Origin of the sequence: Mycobacterium ostraviense (genome assembly GCF_002705925.1) — a bacterium.
Taxonomy (GTDB): domain Bacteria; phylum Actinomycetota; class Actinomycetes; order Mycobacteriales; family Mycobacteriaceae; genus Mycobacterium; species Mycobacterium ostraviense.
On the sequence record NZ_NKRE01000001.1, the window covers coordinates 1,639,072 to 1,663,921 of the forward strand.

Annotated in this window: 20 protein-coding genes and 4 pseudogenes; 6 read left to right on the top strand and 18 right to left on the bottom strand. The window is 67.0% G+C overall.

From position 1 onward, the window contains the following. Positions 1-76: 76 nt before the first annotated feature. From CDN38_RS32900 to CDN38_RS07400, 3 genes and pseudogenes are all read right to left on the bottom strand, one after another. Positions 77-456 (bottom strand): annotated as a pseudogene (locus tag CDN38_RS32900) (response regulator transcription factor); the annotation flags it as partial. 99 nt (positions 457-555) lie between these two features. Next, a pseudogene (locus CDN38_RS30495) lies at positions 556-755 on the bottom strand (hypothetical protein); the annotation flags it as partial. A 110-nt stretch (positions 756-865) separates the two neighbouring features. Next, positions 866-2,113, bottom strand: a complete 1,248-nt coding sequence (locus tag CDN38_RS07400) for a PucR family transcriptional regulator (RefSeq protein WP_180276298.1) — start codon at positions 2,111-2,113, stop codon at positions 866-868. 118 nt (positions 2,114-2,231) lie between these two features. Here CDN38_RS07400 and CDN38_RS07405 point away from each other — a divergent pair, with 118 nt between their 5' ends. Continuing rightward, on the top strand, positions 2,232-3,713 hold the full coding sequence (locus CDN38_RS07405) for a flavin-containing monooxygenase (protein ID WP_075509371.1): 1,482 nt from the start codon (positions 2,232-2,234) through the stop codon (positions 3,711-3,713). Positions 3,714-3,727: 14 nt separating this feature from the next. Continuing rightward, entirely contained in the window at positions 3,728-4,630 is a 903-nt protein-coding gene (locus CDN38_RS07410) for an alpha/beta hydrolase (protein WP_099319351.1), read from the top strand. A gap of 118 nt (positions 4,631-4,748) precedes the next feature. Here the strand turns inward: CDN38_RS07410 and CDN38_RS29950 are convergent, their stop codons facing one another. After that, entirely contained in the window at positions 4,749-5,792 is a 1,044-nt protein-coding gene (locus tag CDN38_RS29950; protein ID WP_201258254.1) for an IS1634 family transposase, read from the bottom strand. 132 nt (positions 5,793-5,924) lie between these two features. Between CDN38_RS29950 and CDN38_RS07420 the strand changes: the two genes are divergently transcribed. Then, a complete protein-coding gene (locus CDN38_RS07420; protein ID WP_075509680.1) occupies positions 5,925-6,260 on the top strand; it encodes a DUF6788 family protein in 336 nt (111 codons plus the stop codon). Positions 6,261-6,324: 64 nt separating this feature from the next. Here CDN38_RS07420 and secA read toward each other — a convergent pair whose 3' ends face one another. The 3 genes from secA to CDN38_RS07435 all read right to left on the bottom strand — a co-directional run bounded on the left by secA (position 6,325) and on the right by CDN38_RS07435 (position 10,908). Then, on the bottom strand, positions 6,325-9,168 hold the full coding sequence (gene secA / locus CDN38_RS07425) for a preprotein translocase subunit SecA (protein WP_075512712.1): 2,844 nt from the start codon (positions 9,166-9,168) through the stop codon (positions 6,325-6,327). 128 nt (positions 9,169-9,296) lie between these two features. Beyond that, a complete protein-coding gene (gene hpf, locus CDN38_RS07430; RefSeq protein ID WP_075512704.1) occupies positions 9,297-9,986 on the bottom strand; it encodes a ribosome hibernation-promoting factor, HPF/YfiA family in 690 nt (229 codons plus the stop codon). Positions 9,987-10,275: 289 nt separating this feature from the next. Continuing rightward, positions 10,276-10,908 (bottom strand): ComF family protein, encoded by a 633-nt coding sequence (locus tag CDN38_RS07435; protein WP_075512703.1) that lies wholly within the window; start codon positions 10,906-10,908, stop codon positions 10,276-10,278. Between the two features lie 166 nt (positions 10,909-11,074). Here CDN38_RS07435 and CDN38_RS07440 point away from each other — a divergent pair, with 166 nt between their 5' ends. Continuing rightward, positions 11,075-11,983, top strand: coding sequence for a L,D-transpeptidase (locus CDN38_RS07440; RefSeq protein WP_099319352.1), 909 nt, complete (start codon positions 11,075-11,077; stop codon positions 11,981-11,983). Positions 11,984-12,314: 331 nt separating this feature from the next. After that, a pseudogene (locus CDN38_RS07445) lies at positions 12,315-12,435 on the top strand (IS21-like element ISAau2 family helper ATPase IstB); the annotation flags it as partial. 248 nt (positions 12,436-12,683) lie between these two features. Here CDN38_RS07445 and CDN38_RS07450 read toward each other — a convergent pair. Beyond that, complete coding sequence (locus tag CDN38_RS07450; protein WP_075512702.1) at positions 12,684-13,571, bottom strand: alpha/beta fold hydrolase; 888 nt, start codon at positions 13,569-13,571, stop codon at positions 12,684-12,686. Positions 13,572-13,886: 315 nt separating this feature from the next. Between CDN38_RS07450 and CDN38_RS07455 the strand changes: the two are divergent. Further along, a pseudogene (locus CDN38_RS07455) lies at positions 13,887-14,139 on the top strand (ISNCY family transposase); the annotation flags it as partial. Positions 14,140-15,052: 913 nt separating this feature from the next. Here CDN38_RS07455 and CDN38_RS07465 read toward each other — a convergent pair. The 10 genes from CDN38_RS07465 to CDN38_RS07510 form a co-directional block, all read right to left on the bottom strand. Beyond that, the gene (locus tag CDN38_RS07465) at positions 15,053-15,883 is read right to left on the bottom strand and encodes a DUF2993 domain-containing protein (RefSeq protein WP_075512700.1); all 831 of its coding nucleotides are present in this window, start codon (positions 15,881-15,883) and stop codon (positions 15,053-15,055) included. A gap of 55 nt (positions 15,884-15,938) precedes the next feature. After that, positions 15,939-17,714: an MtrAB system accessory lipoprotein LpqB gene (gene lpqB, locus CDN38_RS07470; RefSeq protein ID WP_075512710.1), complete on the bottom strand. Its 1,776-nt coding sequence runs from the start codon at positions 17,712-17,714 to the stop codon at positions 15,939-15,941. Beyond that, positions 17,714-19,393 (bottom strand): MtrAB system histidine kinase MtrB, encoded by a 1,680-nt coding sequence (mtrB, locus tag CDN38_RS07475; RefSeq protein WP_075512699.1) that lies wholly within the window; start codon positions 19,391-19,393, stop codon positions 17,714-17,716. The genes lpqB and mtrB overlap by 1 nt, the downstream gene beginning before the upstream one ends. A gap of 34 nt (positions 19,394-19,427) precedes the next feature. Continuing rightward, positions 19,428-20,114 carry a two-component system response regulator MtrA gene (gene mtrA, locus CDN38_RS07480; RefSeq protein ID WP_036417860.1) on the bottom strand — a complete coding sequence of 229 codons (687 nt, stop codon included), beginning with the start codon at positions 20,112-20,114 and terminating at the stop codon, positions 19,428-19,430. A 69-nt stretch (positions 20,115-20,183) separates the two neighbouring features. Continuing rightward, complete coding sequence (locus CDN38_RS07485) at positions 20,184-20,828, bottom strand: dTMP kinase (protein ID WP_075512698.1); 645 nt, start codon at positions 20,826-20,828, stop codon at positions 20,184-20,186. A gap of 94 nt (positions 20,829-20,922) precedes the next feature. Continuing rightward, a complete protein-coding gene (ahcY, locus tag CDN38_RS07490) occupies positions 20,923-22,401 on the bottom strand; it encodes an adenosylhomocysteinase (RefSeq protein ID WP_075512697.1) in 1,479 nt (492 codons plus the stop codon). A gap of 103 nt (positions 22,402-22,504) precedes the next feature. After that, positions 22,505-23,152: a TetR family transcriptional regulator AlkX gene (alkX, locus tag CDN38_RS07495; protein ID WP_408633060.1), complete on the bottom strand. Its 648-nt coding sequence runs from the start codon at positions 23,150-23,152 to the stop codon at positions 22,505-22,507. Between the two features lie 2 nt (positions 23,153-23,154). Next, on the bottom strand, positions 23,155-23,337 hold the full coding sequence (locus CDN38_RS07500) for a rubredoxin (protein ID WP_023371557.1): 183 nt from the start codon (positions 23,335-23,337) through the stop codon (positions 23,155-23,157). 72 nt (positions 23,338-23,409) lie between these two features. Beyond that, entirely contained in the window at positions 23,410-23,571 is a 162-nt protein-coding gene (locus CDN38_RS07505) for a rubredoxin (protein ID WP_036417852.1), read from the bottom strand. After that, a complete protein-coding gene (locus tag CDN38_RS07510; RefSeq protein ID WP_075512696.1) occupies positions 23,571-24,845 on the bottom strand; it encodes an alkane 1-monooxygenase in 1,275 nt (424 codons plus the stop codon). Before CDN38_RS07510 ends, CDN38_RS07505 begins: the two co-directional genes overlap by 1 nt. Between the last annotated feature and the right edge of the window lie 5 nt (positions 24,846-24,850).

Consider the following 24,850-nt stretch of genomic DNA (forward strand, 5'->3'; position numbering starts at 1 on the left):
GCCCTGGAAAACCTCAGTCGCACAACACTATTGGCCGCCTAGACGCCAAATCGAGCCCAAGTACGTCAAACTTGACTCAAAATTCCGGCTGTGCCGGATCTAGCGAAGCTAGCGAAGCTAGGCCATTCCGCAGCGCGTACATGCTGGCGCCGATGCGGTTGGTCACCGCGATCTTGGCGTAGGTCCGCTCCACGTGGTTGCGGGCGGTTTTTTCGCTGATCACCAGGGCCGCGGCGATCTCCTTGTTGGAAGCACCTCGGGCGACCAGGCAGAGCACTTCGACCTCCCGGGCCGTGAGCCCGTGCGGGCGTGCGGGCGCAGACTCGACCGGTCGGCACGGTGTCCCGCGGCGTGCAGCACTGCCTCGGCGGCGACGTCGAGCTCACCGGCTTGCACCTGTCGCCGCAGCCGCCGGGTTGCCGACTCCGGCGTCAGCTGCTCCCGATATGGCCTTGGCCCAGTGCGACGAGCAGCGTCCAGCGAGTGGTCGTCCAGCGGCTGCTGGTGATCTGGCGAGGCCCGCAGGGCCGCCGTCCACGCATCACCGGTGGACGGGCCGGGTGAAAACGACGTCGCCGGAAAGTGCCGCAAGGCAAGGTAGTGCCCGCTGCTGAACGGCAGGCCCATCACACCGAAACCGATTCGTCGTCGCCGGCAGGCAGGGCGGGGTCGTGCAGGACGGCCGCGGCGGCGTCCAAGGGGGTGATCGATGTGTTCCTACCTGGATAGTCGGCACCTCGGCGGCACCCGCGCATGAGGCGGGTGCCTCAATCCGGCCAGCGCGGCCTGGAACCGCGACCTTGCCGGTGCAACCGATCCGCACAATGGCCGCGAGCACGTTTCCGTCGACAGCTCTGACGACGGATCAGGGCCTGGCCAGTACCCGCAGTCCGATGTGGTGGGCAAGTTCGAGAGCGAGTTCGACGGCGAGCCGGCGCTCGCCGGGATGGTGGCCGAGCAGTTCGGTCGCGCGCGCCACCCGCTGCAGGACCGTATTGCGGTGAGTATGCAGACGAATGCCGGCGCGCGGCGCGTTCTCGGCTTCGTCGAGGAACACCCGCAAGGTCTCACGCAGCCGAGCCGCACCGGGGGTGTCCGCCGCGAGCGGGCCCAGTGTGGTGACGACGAATTCGGCTGCCTGGTCCTGGTTTTGGGCAGCCAACGCGGTGACTTCGAGGTCACGGTGAAACGCGATGCGCTCGCCTCCGGGGTGGCCGCTGAGCAGCCGCTGGACGACCAGCGCGGCGGCGTGTGAGCGGCGAAAGCCGGTGATTCCGGGTTGCGTGGGGCCGACCGCGACGCGGACGGTGGGATCCGCCAAGCGAACCGCGTGGCGTAACGCGTCCGGGGCAGGGGTTGCGGTGGTGCCCAGCCACGCCCACAAGGTCGCGGTTCCCGACGGCAGCGTCAGCGGCGGCCGCGCCCGGGCGGCTCGTGCCAGCAGGGTTGCGGCGGACTCCAATACGCCCTGGATTTCGCCGCGGGGTTCGGCCCACAGCACCAGCGCCGTGTGACGACGGTCGAGTTCGTACCCCAGGCGCTCACTGGCTCGGCGGCGATCGATCGGCGCACCGTCGAGGATCAAGCGGACCGTCTCGGTACGCCGTGCCATCGCGCCGCCCAGAAGTTCCTCGCGCTCGTGTTGCGCGTCGGCGATGACGCGGCCTATCACCTGGTCGACGTAGGAGAACATCAGCTGTGAGGTCACCTCCAGCAGCTCCACGAGTTCCGGGCCGGGCGCGACGACTTGAGCGGCGTAGGCCATGAAGCGTTGCCAAGCGACGTTCTGTCCGCGCCGATACGCCTGGAAGATGACATCCAGGTCGATGCCGCGACGAACGACGGTGCGCACCACGTCCAGCGCCTCGGGTGGCACGTCGGCCGGTGCGCCGCGCCCGTCGCGTCGGGCAAGTGCGGTGAGCAGGCGCACGGCGTTGGCGCGGTTGCTTGCCGACATCTCCGCGGCAATCGCGGCATCCGCGCCCATCACGGGGGCGATCTCCACCACGGCGGCATCCATCCCGGCGACGAGCCGATCGATGTCGTTGAGCATCAGATCGGCAACGTCACCAACCAGCTCGACCACCGCCGGGGGCACCGTAATCCCAGCCATTTCACAAGTGTGCCACCGCACATATATCTACCGAAAGTAGCGACGAGCACACATGGTGTCCGACGGGTCCCGGCCCTAGCGTCAATCGCATCGTCCAACCGCGATAGGAGCCCTCCCGATGACCACCAACACACACTTCGACGTGCTGATCGTGGGTGCCGGCATTTCCGGTATCGGCGCCGCGTACCACCTCAAGACCTACCGGCCCGGCACCACGTTCGCGGTCCTGGAAGGTCGTGAGTCGATCGGCGGCACCTGGAGTCTGTTCCAGTACCCCGGCATCCGGTCGGATTCCGACATGCCCAGCTTCGGCTACGGGTTCAAGCCGTGGACACACCGCAAGGCGATCGCCGACGGGCACATCATCATGGACTATCTGCGCCAGACCGTCACCGAGAACCGGCTCGAGGAGCACATCCGTTTCGGCTACCGGGTGCTCGGCGCGCAGTTCTCCTCGGCGGAGGGGCTGTGGACGGTCACCGCCCGCCACCCGGGCAGTGACGAGACGGTGCAGTTCAGCGCGCGATTCCTGTTTCTGGGCACCGGTTACTACGACTACGAGGCCGGCTTCACTCCCGAATTCCAGGGCGTCGAGGATTTCGCCGGTCAGGTCGTCCACCCTCAGCACTGGCCGCAAGATCTCGACTACACCGGCACGCGCGTCGTCGTCATCGGCAGCGGCGCCACCGCCGTCACGCTGATCCCCTCGATGGCCGGCAGGGCCGCGCACGTCACCATGCTGCAGCGCTCGCCCAGCTACGTGTTCTCGATACCCGCCGAGGACGCGATCGCCAACGTGCTGAACAAGGTGGTCGGCTCCCGGCGCGCCCACCGGATCACCCGGCGCAAGAACGTCATGCTCAACCGCGGGATCTACCAGGCCTGCCAGCGAGCCCCCAAGTTGATGCGCAAGCTGCTGATCGCCAACGTGCGCCGGCAACTGCCCAAGAACTTCGACGTCGACACCCACTTCACGCCGCGCTACAACCCATGGGATCAGCGGCTGTGCATGGTGCCCGACGGCGACCTGTTCAAGGCGATCTCGGCCGGGCAGGCTTCGGTGGTGACCGAGCGGATCGAGCGGTTCACCAAGACCGGCATCCTGCTGGAATCGGGTCAGGAGTTGGCCGCCGACATCATCGTCACCGCGACCGGGCTCAACATGCTGCCGTTCGGAAAAATCCAGCTCGACGTCGACGGTCAACCGGTGAACCTGCCCGACACCACGGTCTACAAGTCGATGATGCTCAGCGGGGTGCCCAACCTGGTGTTCGCCGTCGGCTACACCAACATCTCGTGGACGCTGAAGGTGGACCTGGTGTGCGAGCACTTCTGCCGACTGCTCGACCACATGGACGCACACGGTTACCACACCGTCGAACCGGTGCTGCGCGATCCGCACATGCGGCGGGTGCCGCTGCTGGACATGAGTTCGGGTTACGTCCAGCGTGCGATCGCGCAGTTCCCGCGCGGCGGCACCAGCGGCCCGTGGACGGTCCAGATGGCCTACGAGAAGGACGTCGAGCGGCTGCGCCGGGGCCCGGTGGCGGATCCGGCCCTCGAGTTCTCCGTCCACCAGGCCGCCCGGCTGGCTTCGTGATGGGGCTCGCCGACATGAAGAACCTCACCTTTCCCAGCCACGGCGTCCGCTGCGCCGCCTGGCATATTCCGGCCCGCTCGCAGGCCATGACGGGCCCGTCCGGTCGGCCCGGCATCGTCATGGCGCACGGTTTCGCCGGCACCCGCGACACCGGCCTGCTCGGCTACGCCGAGGCATTCGCCGACGCCGGCATCGACGCGCTGGTGTTCGACTATCGCGGCTTCGGCGACTCGAAAGGCAGTCCCCGCCAACATGTTTCGTTCCGACGGCAACGCCAGGACTACCACGCGGCGATCGCGGCCGCCCGGCAGCTGCCCGGCGTGGACCCGGCCAGGATCGCGGTATGGGGCACGTCGTACTCCGGGGGCCACGTCGTGGCGGTCGCCGCGCAGGACCCCCGCATCGCCGCAGCGGTGTCGATGACCCCGGCCACCGACGGACTGGCCGCCCTGGTGCAGCTGGTCCGTTACGCCGGCCCGGGTCAACTGGCGCGCACCGCCGCGCACGGCTTGCGTGACGGCACCCGCGCCCTCACCAACCGTGCGCCGCACCGGATTCCGGTGGTGGCCCGACCCGGATCGGTCGCGATCATCAGCACCCCCGGCGCCGCGGAGGCATACACCTCGATGGCCGGACCGACCTGGCGAAACGAGGTGTGCGCCCGCACGGCGCTGCAGATCGGATTCAACCGGGCCACCGGTTTCGCGCGGCGGCTGCGGTCACCGATCCTGGTGCAGCTGGGCACCGACGACCGGGTCGCACCCGCCGCCGCGGCCCGGCGGACCGCCAGGAAAGCGGGACCGCTGGGGCAACTGCGCGAGTACCCGGTTGATCACTTCGACGTCTATGAAGGTCGTTGGCAGCGGCAGGCGCTGGCCGACCAGCTCGACTTCCTGAGGAGCGCGCTGGCCCGCTGACACGAAAATAGAGGTGACCACAAGCCGGTAAGCGTAGGTTGGGGTGACCCGCCGGCGGTGGGCGGTGGGGTTCGTGAGCCGGTGCGTGTGGTTATCACGATCGGGATGGTCAGCCCCATCAACTACGAGAACGCTGCGGCCACCAACCGGGAAGCCGCATAGAGGAAACCTCCACGATTTGGGGGGAACCACAGTCGAGTTTCTTGGTGCGGGCGGTAGCGGCGGCGCCGGCGCGGGCCGAGGAGTAGACGAACACCCGGCGCATGGTGAACGATGGGTCCTTCTTGCGGGGCCCGGTGATGGTCATGGTGTCCTCGACGACGCGATAGTGGCCGCGCTGTTGGGCCGGGCGGGTGGTGTCGCGTTCGGCGATGTAGGGCACCGGGGTGGCTGCGGCGTAGTCGCAGCCGGCCAGCACCGCCGCGGGCACGAACGGCTTCGACGCCGGGGCGAGAAAGTCGACCCGCGCGCCGATCATCGCGGCGATATTGGTGTAGGACAACAACTTCGAGTCACCGACGAGCAGGAACCGGCGCGGCCCGGCCAGGCGGCGCAGCGCCTCCATCGCACCAACCACCTGTGAGACCTCACCGGCGCCGCCGCTGTAGGGCGCCCAGAACACGGGCACCGCACCGTCGGCGGCGGTGGCGACGCCGGCCTGGATCTGCTTCAGATCGGGCCGGCGGTCCTTCGGATGACCGAACTTCGGCTGCGGGAAGTTCTCGTCGCAGGTCGCGGCTGGGTAGTCGCCGTAGAGGCTGATCGAGGTCATGTCCCAGTGCAGTTGCGACACGTCGATGCCGTACGCCCCGATCGCGGCCGCCCCGACCGAGCCGGTCACCTGCTCCAGCACCGGCGCCAGCGCGTCCAACGCCCGCGCGATGCGGTCGTCGTTGAGCACGCCCGGATCCAGGCCCAACGCGTGCTCGACGGCGAACTGGCGCGCCCACGCTCCCACGTGGATCATCGGCGACGGTGAGGTCAGCCGGTTGGCGATCAGCGTCTCGATGACCTGCCCGTGTGTGGCGTAGGCGATCTCGCGCACCGGAACCGCCCGGTCGATGATGCCCGCGATGTCCAGCCGTCGGCAGAACCCGGCCACCACCGGCAACGCCCCCAGCACCTGCTCCGTGCTGGCCGGACCGTATCGAGCCTCCCGCACGTCGCCCTCCATCCCGCGTGTCCGTCATCGTCCGCTGTCCTACAGTATTAAGCTGTAGGACAGCGGAGTCACGACGCCACGCCGGGAACGTCCCGGCCAGCGCCGCGACCATCACCCTGGAAGGGTGTTGCCATGGCCCAGCCCAATCCGGCGCAGCGACGCCGCCTCACCGAACTCGCGCGCGCCCTGGCCGAGACCGGCCCGGCGCTACCGGGCACCCTGCTGGAACGGCACAACCGCTGCGGTAAGCCGAACTGCCGGTGCAAGCACGACCCGCCGACGCTGCACGGCCCCTATTACCAGTGGACCCGCAAGATCGACGGCAAGACCGTCACCCGCTGGCTCAGCCCGCAACAGCACGAGCGCTACCGAGACTGGTTCGCCGCCGCCCAGCGTGCTCGCGCACTATTCAACGAGATCGAACAGCTCAGCTTGACCATCGCCGAGACCACCGAAGGATGGGCCTGAGCACCACATGCGCACGCGCGCAGCACCCACCGCACCCCATGTGCGAATTACGGGGCTAGCTTCGCTAGCGCTTCTTCACCGATTTCGGCGGCTTGGGGCCGCGACCTTGCCGGCGCGCGGCTTCGCGCCGTTCCCGCCGGCTGGCGCCGGCCGGCACCCCGGCCGGCGTCTTCTGCGCGCCTCCCCCGTTGCGCTGCACCTGCGCCGAGCCGTCCTCGGACGGGCCGGAGTACGTCAGCGCGGGTGATTCGTCTTCAATACCCTTGGCGCGCAACTTACTTGGAGCCTCCTCGGGCACCGCTGCGCCGCTGCCACGCTGCTGGGCGGCAGCCGCCGCCGCGGTGGCGAACTCCGCCAGGTCTTCTGGTTCTTCGACCGGGGCCACCTCGACCTGCGGCGCCGGGACCGCCTCCACCGTGACGTTGAACAGGAACCCGACCGATTCCTCTTTCATGCCTTCGAGCATGGCCATGAACATGTCGTAGCCCTCGCGCTGGTACTCGACCAACGGGTCGCGCTGGGCCATCGCCCGCAGCCCGATGCCCTCCTTGAGGTAGTCCATCTCGTAGAGGTGCTCGCGCCACTTGCGGTCGATCACGTTGAGCAGCACATTGCGCTCCAGCTGGCGCATCGCGCCCTCACCGGCGAGTTCCTCGAGTTCGGCTTCCCTTGCGGCGTAAGCGCGTTCGGCATCGGCCAGCAGCGCTTCGAGCAACTCCTCGCGGGTGAGGTCGTCACGCTCGGAGTCGGTGTCATGACGGGTCAGCGACTCGTGGTCGATCCCGACCGGGTACAGCGTTTTGAGAGCCGTCCACAGCGCATCCAGGTCCCAATCCTCGGCGTAGCCTTCGGCGGTGGCGCCGTTGACGTAGGCGGTGATCACGTCGCGGACCATGTCCAGCGCCTGCTCTTTGAGGTTCTCGCCCTCGAGGATCCGGCGCCGCTCGGCGTAGACCACCTTGCGCTGCTGGTTCATCACCTCGTCGTACTTGAGGACGTTCTTTCTGATCTCGAAGTTCTGCTGCTCGACCTGGGTCTGGGCGCTCTTGATGGCCCGGGTGACCATCTTGGCCTCGATCGGCACGTCGTCGGGCAGGTTCAGCCTCGTCAACAAGGCTTCCAGGGCCGCGCCGTTGAACCGGCGCATCAGCTCGTCACCCAGCGACAGGTAGAAGCGTGACTCGCCTGGGTCGCCCTGCCGTCCGGACCGGCCGCGCAGCTGGTTGTCGATGCGTCGCGACTCGTGGCGTTCGGTACCCAGCACGTAGAGACCGCCGGCCTCGATCACCTCGGCGGCCTCCTTGCTGGCCACCTTCTTGACCTTGGGCAATTCCTCGTGCCAGGCGGCCTCGTACTCGTCGGGCGTCTCCACCGGATCCAGGCCGCGCTCGCGCAGCCGCTGGTCGGTGAGGAAGTCGACGTTGCCGCCCAGCACGATGTCGGTACCACGGCCGGCCATGTTGGTGGCGACGGTGATGCCGCCGCGGCGGCCCGCGACGGCGACGATGCCCGCCTCCTGTTCGTGGTATTTGGCGTTGAGGACATTGTGCGGAATGCGTCGCTTGGTGAATTGCCGCGACAGATACTCCGAGCGCTCCACGCTGGTGGTGCCGATCAGCACCGGTTGGCCCTTCTCGTAGCGCTCGGCGACGTCGTCGACCACGGCGACGTATTTGGCTTCCTCGGTCTTGTAGATGAGGTCGGAGCAGTCGGTGCGGATCATCGGCTTGTTGGTCGGGATGGAGACCACACCCAGCTTGTAGATCTCGTGCAGCTCGGCCGCCTCGGTCTGGGCGGTGCCGGTCATGCCGGCCAGCTTGTCGTAGAGCCGGAAGTAGTTCTGCAGCGTGATGGTGGCCAGCGTCTGGTTCTCGGCCTTGATCTCGACATGTTCCTTGGCCTCGATGGCCTGGTGCATGCCCTCGTTGTAGCGGCGCCCGTAGAGCACGCGACCGGTGAACTCGTCGACGATGAGCACCTCGCCGTCGCGGACGATGTAGTCCTTGTCGCGGTTGAACAGCTCCTTGGCCTTCAGCGCATTGTTGAGGTAGCTGACCAGCGGCGAGTTGGCGGCCTCGTAGAGGTTGTCGATGCCGAGCTGGTCTTCGACGAACTCCACCCCCTTCTCGTGCACGCCGACGGTGCGCTTGCGCAGGTCGACCTCGTAGTGGACGTCCTTTTCCATCAGCGGCGCCAGCCGCGCGAACTCGACGTACCAGTTGGAGGCGCCGTCGGCGGGACCGGAGATGATCAGCGGGGTGCGGGCCTCGTCGATCAGGATGGAGTCGACCTCGTCGACGATGGCGAAGTTGTGCCCGCGCTGCACCAGATCGTCGAGTGAGTGCGCCATGTTGTCGCGCAGGTAGTCGAAGCCGAACTCGTTGTTGGTGCCGTAGGTGATGTCGGCGTGGTAGGCCACCCGGCGCTGGTCGGGGGTCATCTGGGCGAGGATGACGCCGACGTCCAGGCCCAGGAAGCGGTGCACCCGGCCCATCCACTCGCTGTCGCGTTTAGCCAGGTAGTCGTTGACGGTGACGATGTGCACGCCCTTGCCGGCCAGCGCGTTGAGGTAGGCGGGCAGCACACAGGTCAGGGTCTTGCCTTCACCGGTCTTCATCTCGGCGACGTTGCCCAGGTGCAGGGCGGCCGCACCCATCACCTGGACGTCGAAGGGCCGCTGGTCGAGCACCCGCCAGGCGGCCTCGCGGGCGACGGCGAACGCTTCGGGCAGCAGGTCGTCGAGGTCCTCGCCCTCGGCGAGACGCTTCTTGAACTCGTCGGTCTTGGCTCTCAGCTCGGCGTCGGTACGCTTCTCGGCGTCGTCCGACAACGTGTTGACGTAGTCGGCTACCTTCCTGAGGCGCTTGACCATGCGACCTTCACCAAGGCGCAGCAACTTCGACAGCACAGTGTTGTCCCCTTTTGGGATGTTCCCTTGTGGGTAGGAGTCTTCTTCGATAAGGCGACTCCCATCGTAGGTGACGCCGTGGTATTGGCCGCCGATCCTCAAGCCCACCGATCCTCGAGCCAGCCGGATCAGGCCAGCCGGATCAGTCCATAGTCGTAGGCGTGCCGGCGGTAGACGACGGTGGGCTGCTCGGTCTCCTTGTCGAAGAACAAGAAGAAGTCGTGTCCGACAAGCTCCATCTCGTAGAGCGCGTCGTCCACCGACATCGGCTTGGCCGGGTGTTCCTTGACGCGGACGATGCGTCCCGGCTCGTGGTCCAGTTCGGCGCCGTCGTGCTCGTGTGGCTCGGCCGGCTCCGCGTCGAAGGCCCTTTCCGGTGGCGGGGCCGCCGCAGTGGCTTCGGCCAGTGACACGGGGGTCTTGTCGCCGTAGTGAACTTTGCGGCGGTCTTTGCTGCGGCGCAACCGGTTCTCCAGTTTGCCGACGGCGGACTCGAGGGCGGCGTAGAAGCTGTCGGCGCAGGCCTCGCCGCGGACAACGGGTCCCCGGCCGCGAGCGGTGACCTCTACTCGCTGACAAGATTTGCGTTGGCGACGGTTGCGTTCATGGTCGAGTTCGACGTCGAACAGGTAGATCGTCCGGTCGAAACGTTCCAAGCGAGCGAGCTTCTGCGAAACGTAGATGCGGAAGTGGTCGGGAATCTCGACATTGCGGCCTTTGAACACAATCTCGGCGGTCGCTTGCGGTTCCGCCTGTACATCGGTTTCGGCCGGCGCCTGATCCACAACCTGGTCGGAATCCACGGTAAACCTTGACATTCGTGACAACTCGTTTCTCTTTTCACGTCGCACGCACCCTGCGTGCCGGGCATTGAGATACGCCCCGACGAGGTTAGAGCGGTGTCAACGAGGGTCACCGCCGCAGGCTGCCCGCCGGAGCAAGATGTCGAATACTCACCTCCTACCGCGGGTGCTGCTCAACCTGGCAAGTTCGGCGACCGTAAGCTGGGGGTCTGGTGTCGACGTTAGACCTTGTTCGCCTCAACTTGCCACCCAATTCGCAGACCTGTTGCGAGTTCTTCACGTGGTCTCACCGAGTTCATTTCTGTCATGCGGCAGCGATCACGAGAACCGCGGCCACCCGCACGCCGGCGGCCTGCAGCACTCCAACCGATTCGCGTGCCGTGGCCCCGGTGGTAATGATGTCGTCGACGATCAACACCTCGGTGCGCGGCTTCGGACCGCGCAGCCGTACCCGGCCGGCGATGTTGCGTTCGCGGGCCGAGGTGTCCAGGCCAACCGAGTCGCGGGCCGGGGCCCGCATCCGCAATGCGGCGGTGACGATGATGTCCGGGTGGGCCGCCACCGCAGCCCCCGCTATCCGGGTGATGGGATCACCGCCGCGTCTGCGGGCCGCAGAACGCCGCGTGGGCGCCGGCACGACCGTCAGCGGGGTGTCCACCATGCTCCAGCACAACAACCGGTGAATGCCGACGGCCAAGACCCGTGCCAGGGGTGAAACGAGGTCGCCGCGGCCGCGCTCCTTGACCGCCAGGATGGCCTGGCGCCGGACACCGGTGTAACGGCCGAGGGCGAACACCGGGACGTGCGGGTCAACCCGAGGGGTCACTAACAGCGGTTCGCCGGGTTTGACCACGAGTTCGTTCATGCACGCCGGACACCATCGGGTGGCCGGGGCTCCGCAGCCGCCGCACTGCAGCGGCAGGACCAGGTCGAGCATGCACTGAGTGTCGCAGCCGGGGGTGACAGGCCCGGACGGAGACCGACTTGTAACCGAACACTGACCGACTTGCGCACGCGCGCTTCCATTTTCGCGCTGGCGCCACCCCTAACATCAAGCAGACTTGTTACCCATCCAACCAATTACCCAAATGGGAGAGAAAGCCATGCGGGCGGCAATCCGGTCTCTGCTGGTGTTCATCGCAATTGCTTCGGCGGTGATCGCCGGGCGCGCCGGCGTCACGCTGACGGCGGCGACCAGGTCGATTGACCACTTCGAAATCGCCGCGATCCTCCCTGTGCGCGGTGCCGTAGTGGGGGTCGCGCACCCTGTCGTGGTGACCTTCGGCGGTCCGGTCGCCGACCGGGAGGCCGTGGAGCAGGCTATCGAGGTGACGTCGGTACCCCCCATGAGCGGCAACTTCGAGTGGCTGGACAGCAATGTCGTGCAGTGGGTTCCCGACCGGTTCTGGCCTGCGCACACCATGGTGGCGCTCTCGGTGGGCGGCCTGCGAACCGAGTTCCAGACGGGTCCCGCCGTCGTCGGCGTCGCCGACATCGCCAATCACACGTTCACCGTCAGCATCGACGGAGTCGACGCGGACACGCCGCCGCCTGCCCTGCCGGCGCCGCATCACCGGTCGCACTTCGGAGAAGCGGGCGTGATGCCGGCCTCCATGGGGAGGACGGAATACCAGACCCCGGTGGGCACCTACAGTGTGCTCGCCAAAGACCGCTCGGTAATGATGGATTCGAGCAGTGTAGGCATCCCCGTCGACAACCCCGACGGTTACCGGCTCCAGGTCGATTATGCCGTCCGCATCACCAACAGAGGTTTGTACGTCCATTCGGCTCCGTGGGCGGTCTCAGCGATGGGCGTTGAGAATGTGAGCCACGGTTGCATCAGTTTGAGTCCCACCGACGCCGAGTGGTACTTCAACACGGTCCACGTCGGTGACCCGGTCATCGTCAAGGACGGCGTTCCGGCCGTGATCAGCGACAAGGAAGCCGACATCGGCAAGAAAGCCGACCCGGTTTCGTCCCCCTCAGAAGCGTTGGGGTTCGTCGTCGGGTGAGGCAGACCTGCGGCAGCCATCCGCGTTTGGCGGCTCTCACGCCGTTCGGCGACGACGCGGTAGGGACGTCCTCGCGCGGGAGTCCGGGCACCAACGGGTCGCGCTGTCCGCAGTAGGAACCCGGCGGTGGGCTTCGGGGTCGGGCATTTCGCCGAACGCCCGGCACAAGCTGGGGAACAATAATGCACTGCCCCGGGGTGGTGACGTGGTGTCCCCAGCTGTGGTGTCCCCAGCTTGGGCCGCGTGCCGCCGGCGAGTTGCTTTCACGGGTAACCCCAAACGTCTTCATCACGCGATGGGTACGATTTGCCGACATACACTCAAACGGCCTAGGCGCCGCGCGGGACGTTTACCGGCACGAAAATCTTTGGAGGAGTTAGACTTCGACCATGCCCGCGGGCTCGAACGCGACACCCTCGCCCACCTGAGGACCCTTGATTTCGTCACCGCCCGCGACACCGTCGTCGTCCCAGGCACCGGCCAAACACATTGTGAGTCCTGCGATTTCAGCTCCCACCGGGGCGCAGCCCCCGGAACCCTCGCAGGAATTCACCGTCGACCGGAGCAGATCCGCCTGAACAGGGGTCACGTCCCAACATCACCAGTTCATTCAACTCGAGCCGCACGGATCAGCGCAGAGCGCCACCCGAAAAACACCGCCCGCCCAGGGTGGTGCCTTCGCAGCAACAGGTCTCGATCGTTACGTCGTGCCGTGCGGGTTGTTGGGTGACAGCTCACGCTGGTGGCTGGCGGTTCGGATGATCTCGTCAGCGACTAGTAGCGGTTCGGTGAGGACCACCTGGTGATTGGACCGCGTCGCCTCGACGTGACGCGCATTCAGCCTCGCTGCGGTCCGGCGGTGCGCCGCCATGAACTCCTTGCGGATGGACCTGTCGAAGATCGTCGACTTCATCCCTGAGATGACCGTGACCGGCATGTCGCCGAGGGCAGGCGGATTGCGCCGCAGAGTTCGCAGGCCCTCGATGAAGAACCGTTCCTCCTCGTCGGCCGCCTGGGCGGCGCGCGAGCTGAGATCCTCAGTGATCAGATCGTCCAGCACGTCGGCAGGCATTCCCGGCATGGCCTGCCGGACGGCCAGCGATATCAGGCGCAGGCGCCTTAGTGCGCCGATCACCGACCGGCCGGCCAGCGCGATCCTGCGCAGGCGTTTGAGCGGCGACCCGCAGCAGATGTTGACGTGTTCGTCGGCGTGGTCGATGAGCACCAGCCCTGCGATCTTGGACGGATCTGTCGCGGCAGCAGCCAGAGCGATTGTTCCGCCGTAGCTGTGCCCGGCCAGGACGTACGGGGCCTCATCCAGAGCTGACAGCAGCTGGGTCAGATCGCCGGTGATGCGTTCCAGTGTGCGTGGCTCCGGATCTGCGTCGCTGCGACCTAGATTGGCCCGGTCGTAGACCACGGTACGGAATCGCTGTGCCACACGCGGCTGCACGAGTCCCCACTCCGATCGCGAGGCGCCTAAACCGGATTCAAATACCACGGTGGGGCCGCCGGTCCCTGCCGTCATGTAATGCAGCTTGCGCCCGTCAGGTAGGTGGATGAAGTGACTGCTGCCCAGGGTGTGCATCAACTATCTTCTTCCCGTCCCAAAGTTCACCAGGCCCCAAGGTTCGTCGGCAACTGCACCTTCTGCCAGAGCGATTCGGCTACCCCGGCGGTATTCGCAACGACGATAAGCAGGCCAGGCAGGAGGTCAGCAAGCGCGGCGCCCCCCACGACGACATCTGTCCTTTTTGCCAATGAAACGCCCCGGGTGGCCATCCGAACCTATACCCCCTTGGGCTATAAGCCAAGCGCGCCATCAGCTGTCGACATCACCGGCTAGTGGCTTGCCGACCGCCTTCGGCAATTCGTTGGTGATGCGCGATGGCTGGCTTGTGTCGAATCCTCAAGCGGCAAGGCCGCCGAATCCAAGCTGTTGCGCACCAACCGGATCCGTGCCGACACCACGGTGATGCCAGCGAACGTGTCTTCCAACCGATTCGGGATTACTGGCCAAGGCGGTGCGCCGGATCGCCGCGACTGCCAAGCGCATCCAGGCCGCAGGCGGGGCGGCGCGCACCAGGCTGCGGGATGGCTCCCGCGCGGTCCGCAGAGTGGCTCTTACTGCGCCGGCACGCCCACGGCCCCGCACGCAGGAAAAACCGTCGTGGTCCCTGCCAGCACAGCCGGGATGGGCGCCGCGGGCACGTCGGCAGCCACCGCCTGTGGCGCCGCCTGCGGACCAGGCAGCACAACCGGTTCGGGGGTCTTCCCGGCTGCGGGAGTCATTGGGGCCCCCTTGCCCGTGCCGGCCTGCGTCGTTATCGGGGCAGCAACCGGCGCACCATCGACCCCTCCCGCCGTACCAGCGATCGGAGCCACCGGGACTGCCGGCACTGCGGCAGGCATGACTGGGACGGGTGGCACCGGCGGCACCACGGGTACCGGTGCCACGGGCACCGGCGGCACCACGGGTACCGGTGCCACGGGCACCGGCGGCACCACGGGTACCGGTGCCACGGGCACCGGCGGCACCACGGGCACGACCGGCGCGATGGGCACCGGACCGGGCAGAACCACTGGCGCGGCAGCTATCGGCGCCGCACCGAACCCCACTTGCTGCTCAATGCAGTTCGCGCCGCCTGTCCGCAGCGGAGTCGCAACCGCGCCCGGACTCAACGCGAGAGCAGCCGCGCACAACCCCGCGCCAGCAGCAACTGCAACGCAGCACCGATCAACAAGCCGCAACGCCAACTCCGTTCATTCCTGCCCAAGCCGCCCGTGAACACCGCGACAATGGGGAACCGTATCGCTGCGCCGAATCCTTGCCTAGATCAAGACTTATTGGTTGCCGAACCGATACGGCACACCGGCCGCGTCGTGATCCAGAATCTCCCAAATAGTGACTTAGGGACCGTTTTTCACGTTCGCCGCGCCGCCGAGCGGACGCATAGTCGGCCACGCGGGATCCCGCGGTGAGTCGCCCGCGCGCCCGGTCGGGATGTCGTTCTGGCAAATTTGGCCGATCTGGAACCACCTGGAACGACGGGGCCACCCCGCCGCCGGTCAGTCCGAGCCGCGCAGCAACGAAGGCCAGGTGAAGCTGAGCGCCCCCTGGCTCAATCGGGCGATCAGATCCTCGAGATGCCGCAGCGGCAACTCCATTCGCCACTCCGGCAGCAGAGCAGACAGGTGCAGCGAATCCGGGCCAAGGTCGACGTCGGTCAGCAGCAGCCCATGCGGCAGCTTGGGCAGCGGCACCCGGTATGCGGGGACCCGGATCGGCAGGGGCCACCGCCGGTGCCCGGTGATCACGGCGCGCGGACGCAGCCACAACGTCGTGCCCACCACGTCGGCGTCCACTTCCACCCCGCCCCAACCGGGCCGGCGCGCCCAGCGCAGCCGGGCAGTCCCGTCCCCGCGGAGTTCACTGCGCAGCTGCGGAGCCACCTGACGCAGCACATCATCGAAGATGTCCGCTGACAGCACCGACGACAACCGGGCCGGAGCCGCTACCACCAGCGGGGGGACGCCGGGACGGATGTGCACGTTGCGCAGGACGGCGACCGCGGTCTGGAGGTGGTGTTGATCCCACCTGACGTCGCGCGCGGCCACGCGGACCTCGCCGAGCTGACCGACGGGCAAACCCTGCGGGTCGAGCTCGGCGTCCAACTCGGTGACGGTCAGCACCACATCGTCGCCGCCGATGCGCACCGTGACTTCCTTGTCGACGAGCAGCTGCTGCAGCGTCATGAACAAGGTGCGGTACGGCATGGCAACCGCTTGGGCGGCTCCCGCGCTCACCGACGGCAACCCGGTCGACGACCACAACGAGGCCAGCATGTCGAGTGCGCGGAACGGATCGTCCCAACGCAGGAAAGGAACTCTGGGCGACATCGACAAGCGCCTCCTCACTGCGAGGGTAGCCGGTGAGATCAGCCCAGCCCAGCACTCATCCCGGCAACACCGGCGCCGCCCCCGCCACCATCAGGCCCGGAACCTCCGCCCAGCCCTGTTGACCGTCGGCGGCCGACGCCGAATACATCAGCACCCCTTGCGGGGCGGCAACGTAGACCGTCGAGGGATTGGCGGCGATGGCGAACAGCGGTATCTGCAAACCCCTGGCCGGGGCGTCGGAGTTGACCCCGTCGAGGTTCACATACGACACCGGATGCGTCGCATCGTTGCGGGTCACCACGATGTCGTCGCCGGTTCGCCAGGACAACGACACCACCGAGGTGCCCAGCCCGAACCCCAGCCGCCGCGGATAGGTCAGGGCGAACTGGCCGGCCTGAGTCTGCTCGACACCGGCGAGGATCACCTGCCCGTCGATCACCATCGCGGCCCGCGTCCCGTCGCGAGAGAGCTGCAGGTCGGTGATCGCGCCCGGAAAGCGACTGGACACCGCGGTGGAATCCACCGGGATCCGCGCCGGTTGTCCCGATGCGGTTTCCTGGATCGCCCGCAGCACGACGTTGGTGTCGACGACCACCCACACCGCGTCGTCCAGCGACCAGCTGGGCCGCGAAAGATTGTGGCCGTCGGCCGACTGGACCGCCTCGCCGCCGAGGTCGCCGATCCACAAGGAGGCCGCCACATCGGGGGCGCCACGGCGCAGCGTCACCACCGAGGCCACCTGGCGGCCACTGCGGGACAGCGCTGCCCCGGTCTGGTCGCCCATCCGTCCGAAGGCGCCGGGCACGGTGGTGATCCGCTGTCCGTCCAACGCCACCAGGGAACCGCCCACCAGGGCGTGCAGGCCCGCGCCCGCACCATCGGCCACCCCCGGGTCGGTGGCGGCGACGTCGGAGGTGTTCCATCCTTCGGCGAACCTGTCGTCGAGCGGGGCGCCGTCGGCGTTGATCACATACGGCCCTCTGATGTCGGCTCGGGCCAACGTCCAAATGATCTGGGCGGCAAGCAATTGCCTGCTGTGCGGATCGGTGGTGGACAGCTTCTCCAGGTCGATGCGCGCCCCGCCGTACCCCTTGCCGATGCCGCTCTTGCCGCCGTCGGCACGGGTAACCGGACCGCGCAGCCGCAGCGGCGGAGCCAGCAGGTTGCGCACCGTGTGCGTCATCTCCGGGCGTGGACCCGACAGCAGCTTGGACACCAACTCGGTGGCCAACTGGTCGTGATCGGACACCGCGACGTAGCGCGGGTCGGGAACCACGGTCTTGCCGGTCGGGTCGGCGAAGTACAAGGTGTTGCGCTTGTAGGTCGCCTGGAACTGCTGCCAGTCCAGAAAAACCCCGTTGGGCAGCCGGTCGATGCGCCAGCCACCGGGCGTCTTGACCAATTCGATCGGGCCCGGATCCGGCAGCTGGCCCTCGGCGGTCTCGAAGACCCCGACATCAGAGAGCGAGCCCAGGATATCTGCCCGCATGGTCGCCGAAACCCGTTCTGCACCACGGGTTTCGACGAAGACCACGTGGTCGATCAGCAGCGCGCTGCCGGCGTCGTCCCAGGCGTTGGACGCCGACTGGGTAAGGAACTGGCGTGCCGCCAGATGCCGGTTGGCCGGGTCGGCGGTGGCCTTGAGGAATTCCCGCAGCAGCACGTCGGGATCCATGCCCGGAGTCGGCTTGGGCAGGTTCGACGGCGCCGGTCGCTCGACGGTGCCGATGGCTTGCGGCGCCGACGAACTGGGCACGCTCGCGCAACCGCCGAGCAGCACTGCCACGAACAACAGGGCCGTACTCGCCCGGATCGCCCGGATCCGTCGCATCAGCCGCTCCACTCCGCGGGTTCACGCTGGTGCTGACGATCTTTATGTTCTGGCGCGTTCGGCTGCGGAACGGGTTGCGGGATCGGTTTCATGGGCAGCGGGCTGGTGGTCACCTTATGCCCGCGCACCAGCGGCAGCGTCAGCCGGAAGCAGGAGCCCTGGCCGGGTTCCCCCCAGGCTTCCAGCCGGCCCTGGTGCAGCCGCGCGTCCTCGATGCTGATCGCCAGACCCAGCCCGGTGCCTCCGGAGCGCCGCACCCGCGAGGGATCGGCGCGCCAGAATCGGCTGAACACCAGTTTCTCCTCACCGGGCCGCAGCCCCACCCCGTAGTCGCGCACCGTGACCGCCACGGTGTCCTCGTCGGCGGCCATCCGGATCCGCACCGGCTTGTGCTCGGCGTGGTCGATGGCGTTGGCAATCAGATTGCGCAGTATCCGTTCTACCCGGCGCGCGTCGACCTCGGCGATCACCTCGTGGGCCGGCAACTCCACGAGCAACTCGATACCGGTCTCCTCGGCCAGGTGCCCCACATTGCCCAGGGCGTTCTTGACGGTCGTGCGCAGGTCGACCGCCTCCACCGACAGCTCCGCCACCCCGGCGTCGTGCCGGGAGATCTCCAGCAGGTCGTTGAGCAGCGACTCGAACCGGTCCAGCTCGCTGACCATCAGCTCGGTGGAGCGGCGCAGCGTCGGGTCCAGGTCGGCGCTGTGGTCGTAGATCAAGTCGGCCGCCATGCGCACGGTGGTCAGCGGGGTGCGCAGCTCGTGGCTGACGTCGGAGGTGAAGCGGCGCTGCAGGTTGCCGAACTCCTCGAGTTGGGTGATCTGGCGCGACAGACTCTCGGCCATGTCGTTGAACGACACCGCCAATCGGGCCATGTCGTCTTCACCGCGCACCGGCATGCGTTCGGACAGATGCCCCTCGGCGAACCGTTCGGCGATCCGCGAAGCCGAGCGGACCGGCACCACGACTTGGCGCGACACCAGCAACGCGATACCGGACAGCAGGACCAGCAGCACCAGGCTGCCCGTTGCCATGGTGCCGCGTACCAGCGCGATGGTGGCCTGCTCGTTGGCCAGCGGGAAGATCAGATACAGCTCCAGGTTGGCCACCCGCGACGACGTCGGCGTACCGACAATGAGCGCCGGCCCGGAAAAGCCGTCGGTGTGCACCGTGGCGTACTGATACGCGGCCTGGCCGGCCTTGACGAAGCCCCGCAACGCGGCGGGCACCTGGTCGACGGGTCCGGCCGTGGAGGCCGCGCGCGGCCCGTCACCCGGCACCATCAGCACCGCATCGAACGCACCGGCCTGGCTGGTGCCGGAGGCAGGATCGGTTTTCGAAGTGAGGGTGTTGCGCGCGAGCTGCAGGCTGCTGTCCAGCGAGCGGGTCTCTTCGCCGTTGACGATGCCGCTGACGGTGTTTCGCGCCCGGTCAGTCTGGTCGATGGCGGCCTTGAGCTTGATGTCGAGCACCCGGTTGGTGACCTGGCTGGTCAATACGAAGCCAAGCGCCAGGATCACGGCCAGCGAGAGTCCCAGCGTCAGCGCCACGACTCGCAGTTGCAGCGATCGGCGCCATGCCACGGCAACGGCTCGACTCAGCGCACTCAAGCCGCGGGTCATCGGGCCGGAGCGCCCCCAACGACCACGAGTACGCCGCCGAGAGCCCCAGATCACCGGCGCCGGAACTCAACATCAAGGCCCCCGGGGATCACGGAGGTCCGGCCTTGTATCCCACTCCTCGAACGGTCAACACCACTGTCGGGTTCTCCGGGTCTTTCTCGACCTTGGCCCGCAGACGCTGGACATGCACGTTCACCAGCCGGGTATCGGCCGGATGACGATATCCCCACACCTGTTCGAGCAGCACATCACGAGTAAACACCTGGCGGGGTTTGCGTGCCAGTGCGACCAGCAGGTCGAATTCCAGCGGCGTCAGCGAGATCTGCTCACCGTTGCGGGTGACCTTGTGCGCCGGCACGTCGATGTCCACGTCGGCGATCGACAACATCTCGGCGGGCTCGTCGTCGTTGCGGCGCAGCCGGGCCCGTACCCGGGCGACCAGCTCCTTGGGCTTGAACGGCTTCATGATGTAGTCGTCGGCACCCGACTCGAGACCGAGCACCACGTCGACGGTGTCGGTCTTGGCGGTCAGCATCACGATCGGAACGCCGGAGTCCGAACGGAGCACACGACATACGTCTATGCCGTTCATGCCGGGCAGCATCAAATCCAGCAGCACCAGATCGGGCCGCAGCTCACGCACCGCGGTCAGGGCCTGGGTGCCGTCACCGATGACCGCGGTGTCGAAGCCCTCCCCACGCAGCACGATGGTCAGCATCTCTGCCAGCGAAGCGTCATCATCGACGACGAGAATCCTTTGCCTCATGGTGTCCATGGTGGCACTAGAACGGGACAAAACTGCGATTCCACCCGGGCGTTTCGTCTTTGATATGGGCGAATAGTGTCAAAATCGATCATTTGAGGCCATCAGAGTCGCCGCCAGCCGATCCGGATCGACCTCGGAGTCGACCACCAACCACCGTCCGTTCCAGTCCGCGGCGGCCAGTTGCGCATACACCGCGCCGGTGCGCTGTTGCAGTTCGTCGTCACGCTCATAGCTGTCGCGCGCGCGCCCGGGGTCCGCTTCGGCCCGGCTGCGGGCCCGCTGTGCGGCGAGATCGGCGGGCACCGCCAGCAACACCTGCCAGTCGGGTGCGGGCAGCGCCAGCCTCTGGTATTCGAGTTGCCGCACCCAGGCAACCGCCTGCCCGCGAGCGTTCTCGTGCAGCCGGGCCGCGCTGTAGGCGGCGTTGGAGGCGACGTAGCGATCCAGGATCACCACGTCGTAGTTCCGCCGCAGCTCCGCGATCTCCGCCGCCGCGCCGGCGCGGTCGAGCGCGAACAGCGTCGCCATCGCGTACACCGACGAGGCGAGATCACCGTGGCCCCCGTGCAGGGCCTCCGCGGCGATGTCGGCGGTGACCGAGCGCCCGTATCGCGGGAACGCCAGCGTGGCCACCGACTTCCCGATCGCCTGGAACGCCGCGCGCAGACCCTCGGTCAACGTCCGTTTGCCGGCACCGTCGACGCCTTCGATCGCGATCAGCACGGCGCGAGCCTAGTCGCTGCCTCGCGCGTGACGCTGCAGTCACACTCGGCGCCGAACGCGACTGTGGCGTCACGCCCGGCCGACACCGGTTGACTCAGTAGCGGTAGTGATCCGGCTTGAAGGGGCCCTCGACGTCGACGCCGAGATACTCGGCCTGGTCCTTGGTCAGCTTGGTCAGGTGACCACCGAGCGCCTCCACGTGGATGCGGGCCACCTTCTCGTCGAGGTGCTTGGGCAGCCGGTACACCTCGTTGTCGTACTCGTCGTTCTTGGTCCACAGCTCGATCTGCGCGATCACCTGGTTGGCGAAGCTGTTGCTCATCACGAACGACGGATGCCCGGTGGCGTTGCCCAGGTTCAACAGCCGGCCCTCGGACAGCACGATGACCGAGCGGCCGGTGTCGGGGAAGGTCCACAGGTCTACCTGCGGCTTGACGTTGACCCGGGTCGCCCCGGAGCGTTCCAGGCCGGCCATGTCGATCTCGTTGTCGAAGTGGCCGATGTTGCCCAGGATCGAGTGGTCCTTCATCTGCCTGATGTGCTCGAGCATGATGATGTCTTTGTTGCCGGTGGCGGTGACGACGATGTCGGCGTCGGCGATGGCGTCCTCGACAGTGACGACGTCGAAGCCCTCCATCATCGCCTGCAGCGCATTGATCGGGTCGATCTCGGTGACCTGGACCCGCGCGCCCTGGCCCTTCATCGCCTCCGCACAGCCCTTGCCGACGTCGCCGTAGCCGCAGATGAGGACCTTCTTGCCGCCGATCAGCGCGTCGGTGCCGCGGTTGATGCCGTCGATGAGCGAGTGCCGGGTGCCGTACTTGTTGTCGAACTTGGACTTGGTCACCGAGTCGTTGACGTTGATCGCCGGGAAGGCCAGATCGCCAGCCGCGGCGAATTGGTAGAGCCGCAGCACACCGGTGGTGGTCTCCTCGGTGACACCCTGGACCGACTCGGCGATCTTGGTCCACTTGCCCTTGTCGGTCTCGAACCGGTTCCGTAGCAGGTTCAGGAACACCTTCCACTCCGCCGAATCGTCTTCCTCGGCGGGCGGCACCACGCCGGCCTTCTCGTACTGCATGCCACGCAGCACCAGCATGGTCGCATCGCCGCCGTCGTCGAGGATCATATTTGCCGGCTTGTCCGGGTCCGGCCAGGTCAGCATCTGCTCGGCGGCCCACCAGTACTCCTCGAGAGTCTCGCCCTTCCACGCGAACACCGGGACACCCTTGGGCTCCTCGGGCGTGCCATGCGGGCCGACGACGACGGCGGCCGCCGCATGGTCCTGGGTGGAGAAGATGTTGCAGGACGCCCACCGGACTTCGGCGCCCAGCGCGGTGAGGGTTTCGATCAGCACCGCGGTCTGCACGGTCATGTGCAGCGAACCGGAGATGCGGGCGCCCTTGAGGGGCTGCACCTCCGCGTATTCGCGACGCAGAGACATCAGGCCGGGCATCTCGTGCTCGGCGATGCGCAATTCCTTACGACCGAAATCCGCCAGCGACAGATCGGCAATCTTGAAGTCGATGCCGTTACGAACGTCGGGGGTTAACGAAGTTTCGGTCGTCGTCATGGCGTGTTTGATCCTTACTGTGGGCCTGCGGGAAGCCGAGCGAGGCGACATAGCCTAGGTATGCTCTTCAGCCACTGTAGTCCCCGGCCCCCAGCCTCACAGGTCAGGGGATATTGATCACCCCGTGGCGTTCCGCGAACGGCGTCATCAACCTCGCCAGGTCCGCAGCAACGTCGTGGTCGGCCTCCGGCGGCATCGGCACATAGCTCAAGCACAGCCGCACGATCGCCCGTGAGAGCACACCGGCGTCGTCGTCGCTGGTGGCCACCCAGGTCTGGGTGAAGGCCTTCGCCAGCCGGGCCGACGCGCGGTTGATGATGGGCGCGCTGTCGGTGGTGATCAGCTGCAGCAAATCGGGCTTGGCGGCGCCGGTCAGCAACGAGATCACCAGCGGATCGGCCGCGGACTCGGCGAAGAAAGCGCGAAAACCCTGCAAGAACGACTCAAAGATATTGCCCACGTTGGCATCCAGCGCGGCATGCACCCGATCGACGAGGCGGTCGGCCAGGCGCAGCGCATAGCCCTGCGCCAGGCCCTGCCGAGAGCCGAACTCGTTGTAGATGGTCTGCCGGCTGACGCCCGCGGCACGAGCGACGTCGGACAGGGTGATCGCCGACCAGTCGCGGGTCAGCAGCAGATCCCGCATCGCATCCAGCACCGAATCGCGCAACAGGGCCCGAGATGCCTCGGCGTAAGGAATCCGCTTCACAGGCGCGACAATATCGGTTCCCGCCAGCACCTTGGTCTCCATCATCATGAGCGGGCCACCTCGACCATCACGAAGTCGGACTTCGCCGCCCCGCAATCCGGGCAGCTCCAGTCCTCCGGGATGTCCTCCCACCGGGTGCCGGGCGCGATGCCCTCGTCCGGCCAGCCGAGTGCCTCGTCGTACTCGAAGCCGCATTGGACGCACTGAAACAACTTGTAGTCGCTCATTTGGTTCCTCCTCGTGTTACTTGGTTCGGCTCCTTGGCGCGCCGCAGTGGCGCGGCGCGCACCGGAGTCGGACTAGACCTTGTCGAAATCGACCTTCTCCCGGACGGCGCAGTCCGGACAGCACCACTCGTCGGGAATCTGGTCCCATCGGGTGCCGGCTGGAAACCCTTCCCTGGCTTCACCTTTGGCCTCGTCGTAGACGTAGTCGCAGACCGGGCACCGATAGGCCGCCATCATGCTGCGTCTCCTTGCCGGGCTCCTTGCACGGCCCCGTACCGGGCCAGCATCTTGGCGCGCACCCGGGGGTGCAAGTTGACCCTGGTGATGTCGCCGTCGTAGTGCTCGAGCACCCGGTGGTCCATCACCTTGCGCCACAGCGGCGGGAAGTAGGTCAGCGAGATCATCGACGCGTACCCGCTGGGCAGGTTCGGCGCCCCGTCCATGCTGCGCAGCGTCTGGTAACGACGGGTGGGGTTGGCGTGGTGGTCGCTGTGCCGCTGCAGGTGGTACAGGAACAGGTTGGTGACTATGTGGTCGGAGTTCCAGCTGTGCACCGGCGCGCAGCGCTCGTAGCGGGCCTTCCCGGAAGCGGTGCCGAGCTTCTGTCGCAGCAGTCCGTAGTGCTCGAGGTAGTTGACCGCTTCGAGCAGGCTGAAGCCGAACACCGCCTGGATGATCACGAACGGGATCAGGCCCGCGCCGAACACCGCGATCAGCACTCCCCACAACACCACCGACATCGCCCAGGCGTTGAGCACGTCGTTGGACAGGTAGGTCCGGGGATCCCACGGGCTCTTGCCGAGCCGGCGAATCCGTTGGGCTTCCAGCCCGACCGCCGACCGGAGGCTGCCGATGACGCTGCGCGGCAGGAATTCCCAGAAGGTCTCCCCGAAGCGGGCCGACGCGGGGTCCTCCGGGGTGGACACCCGCACGTGGTGCCCGCGGTTGTGCTCGATGTAGAAGTGGCCGTAGCAGGTCTGGGCCAGGGTGATCTTGGACAGCCAGCGCTCCAGCGACTCCTTCTTGTGGCCCATCTCATGGGCGGTGTTGATGCCGACGCCGCCGAGCACACCGACCGACAGGGCAACTCCGATCTTGCCCGCCCAGCTCAAACCGCCCTCGAAGCCGAGCCAACCGAGGTTGGACGCGGTGAACAGGTAGGCGCCCAGCACCACGCTGAGGTATTGGAACGGGACGTAGATGTAGGTGCAGTAGCGGTAGTACTTGTCGTTTTCCAGCCGCTCCATCACCTCGTCGGGCGGGTTCTGGCCGTCGGGCCCGAAGCGCAGGTCCAGCAGCGGCAACAGGATGTAGACCAGGAACGGTCCGATCCACAGCGGCGCCTGGGCCGCGGCGTGCCAGCCGAGCTGGTTCAGCCCCCACACGATCGGCAACATCACGAATAACGCCGTCGGGGCGATCAATCCCATCAGCCACAAGTGGCGCTTCTTATCGCGCCACTTCCCTTCGGGAGCTTGCGCCAACTCGGAACTGAACTGTGTGGTCATATGCC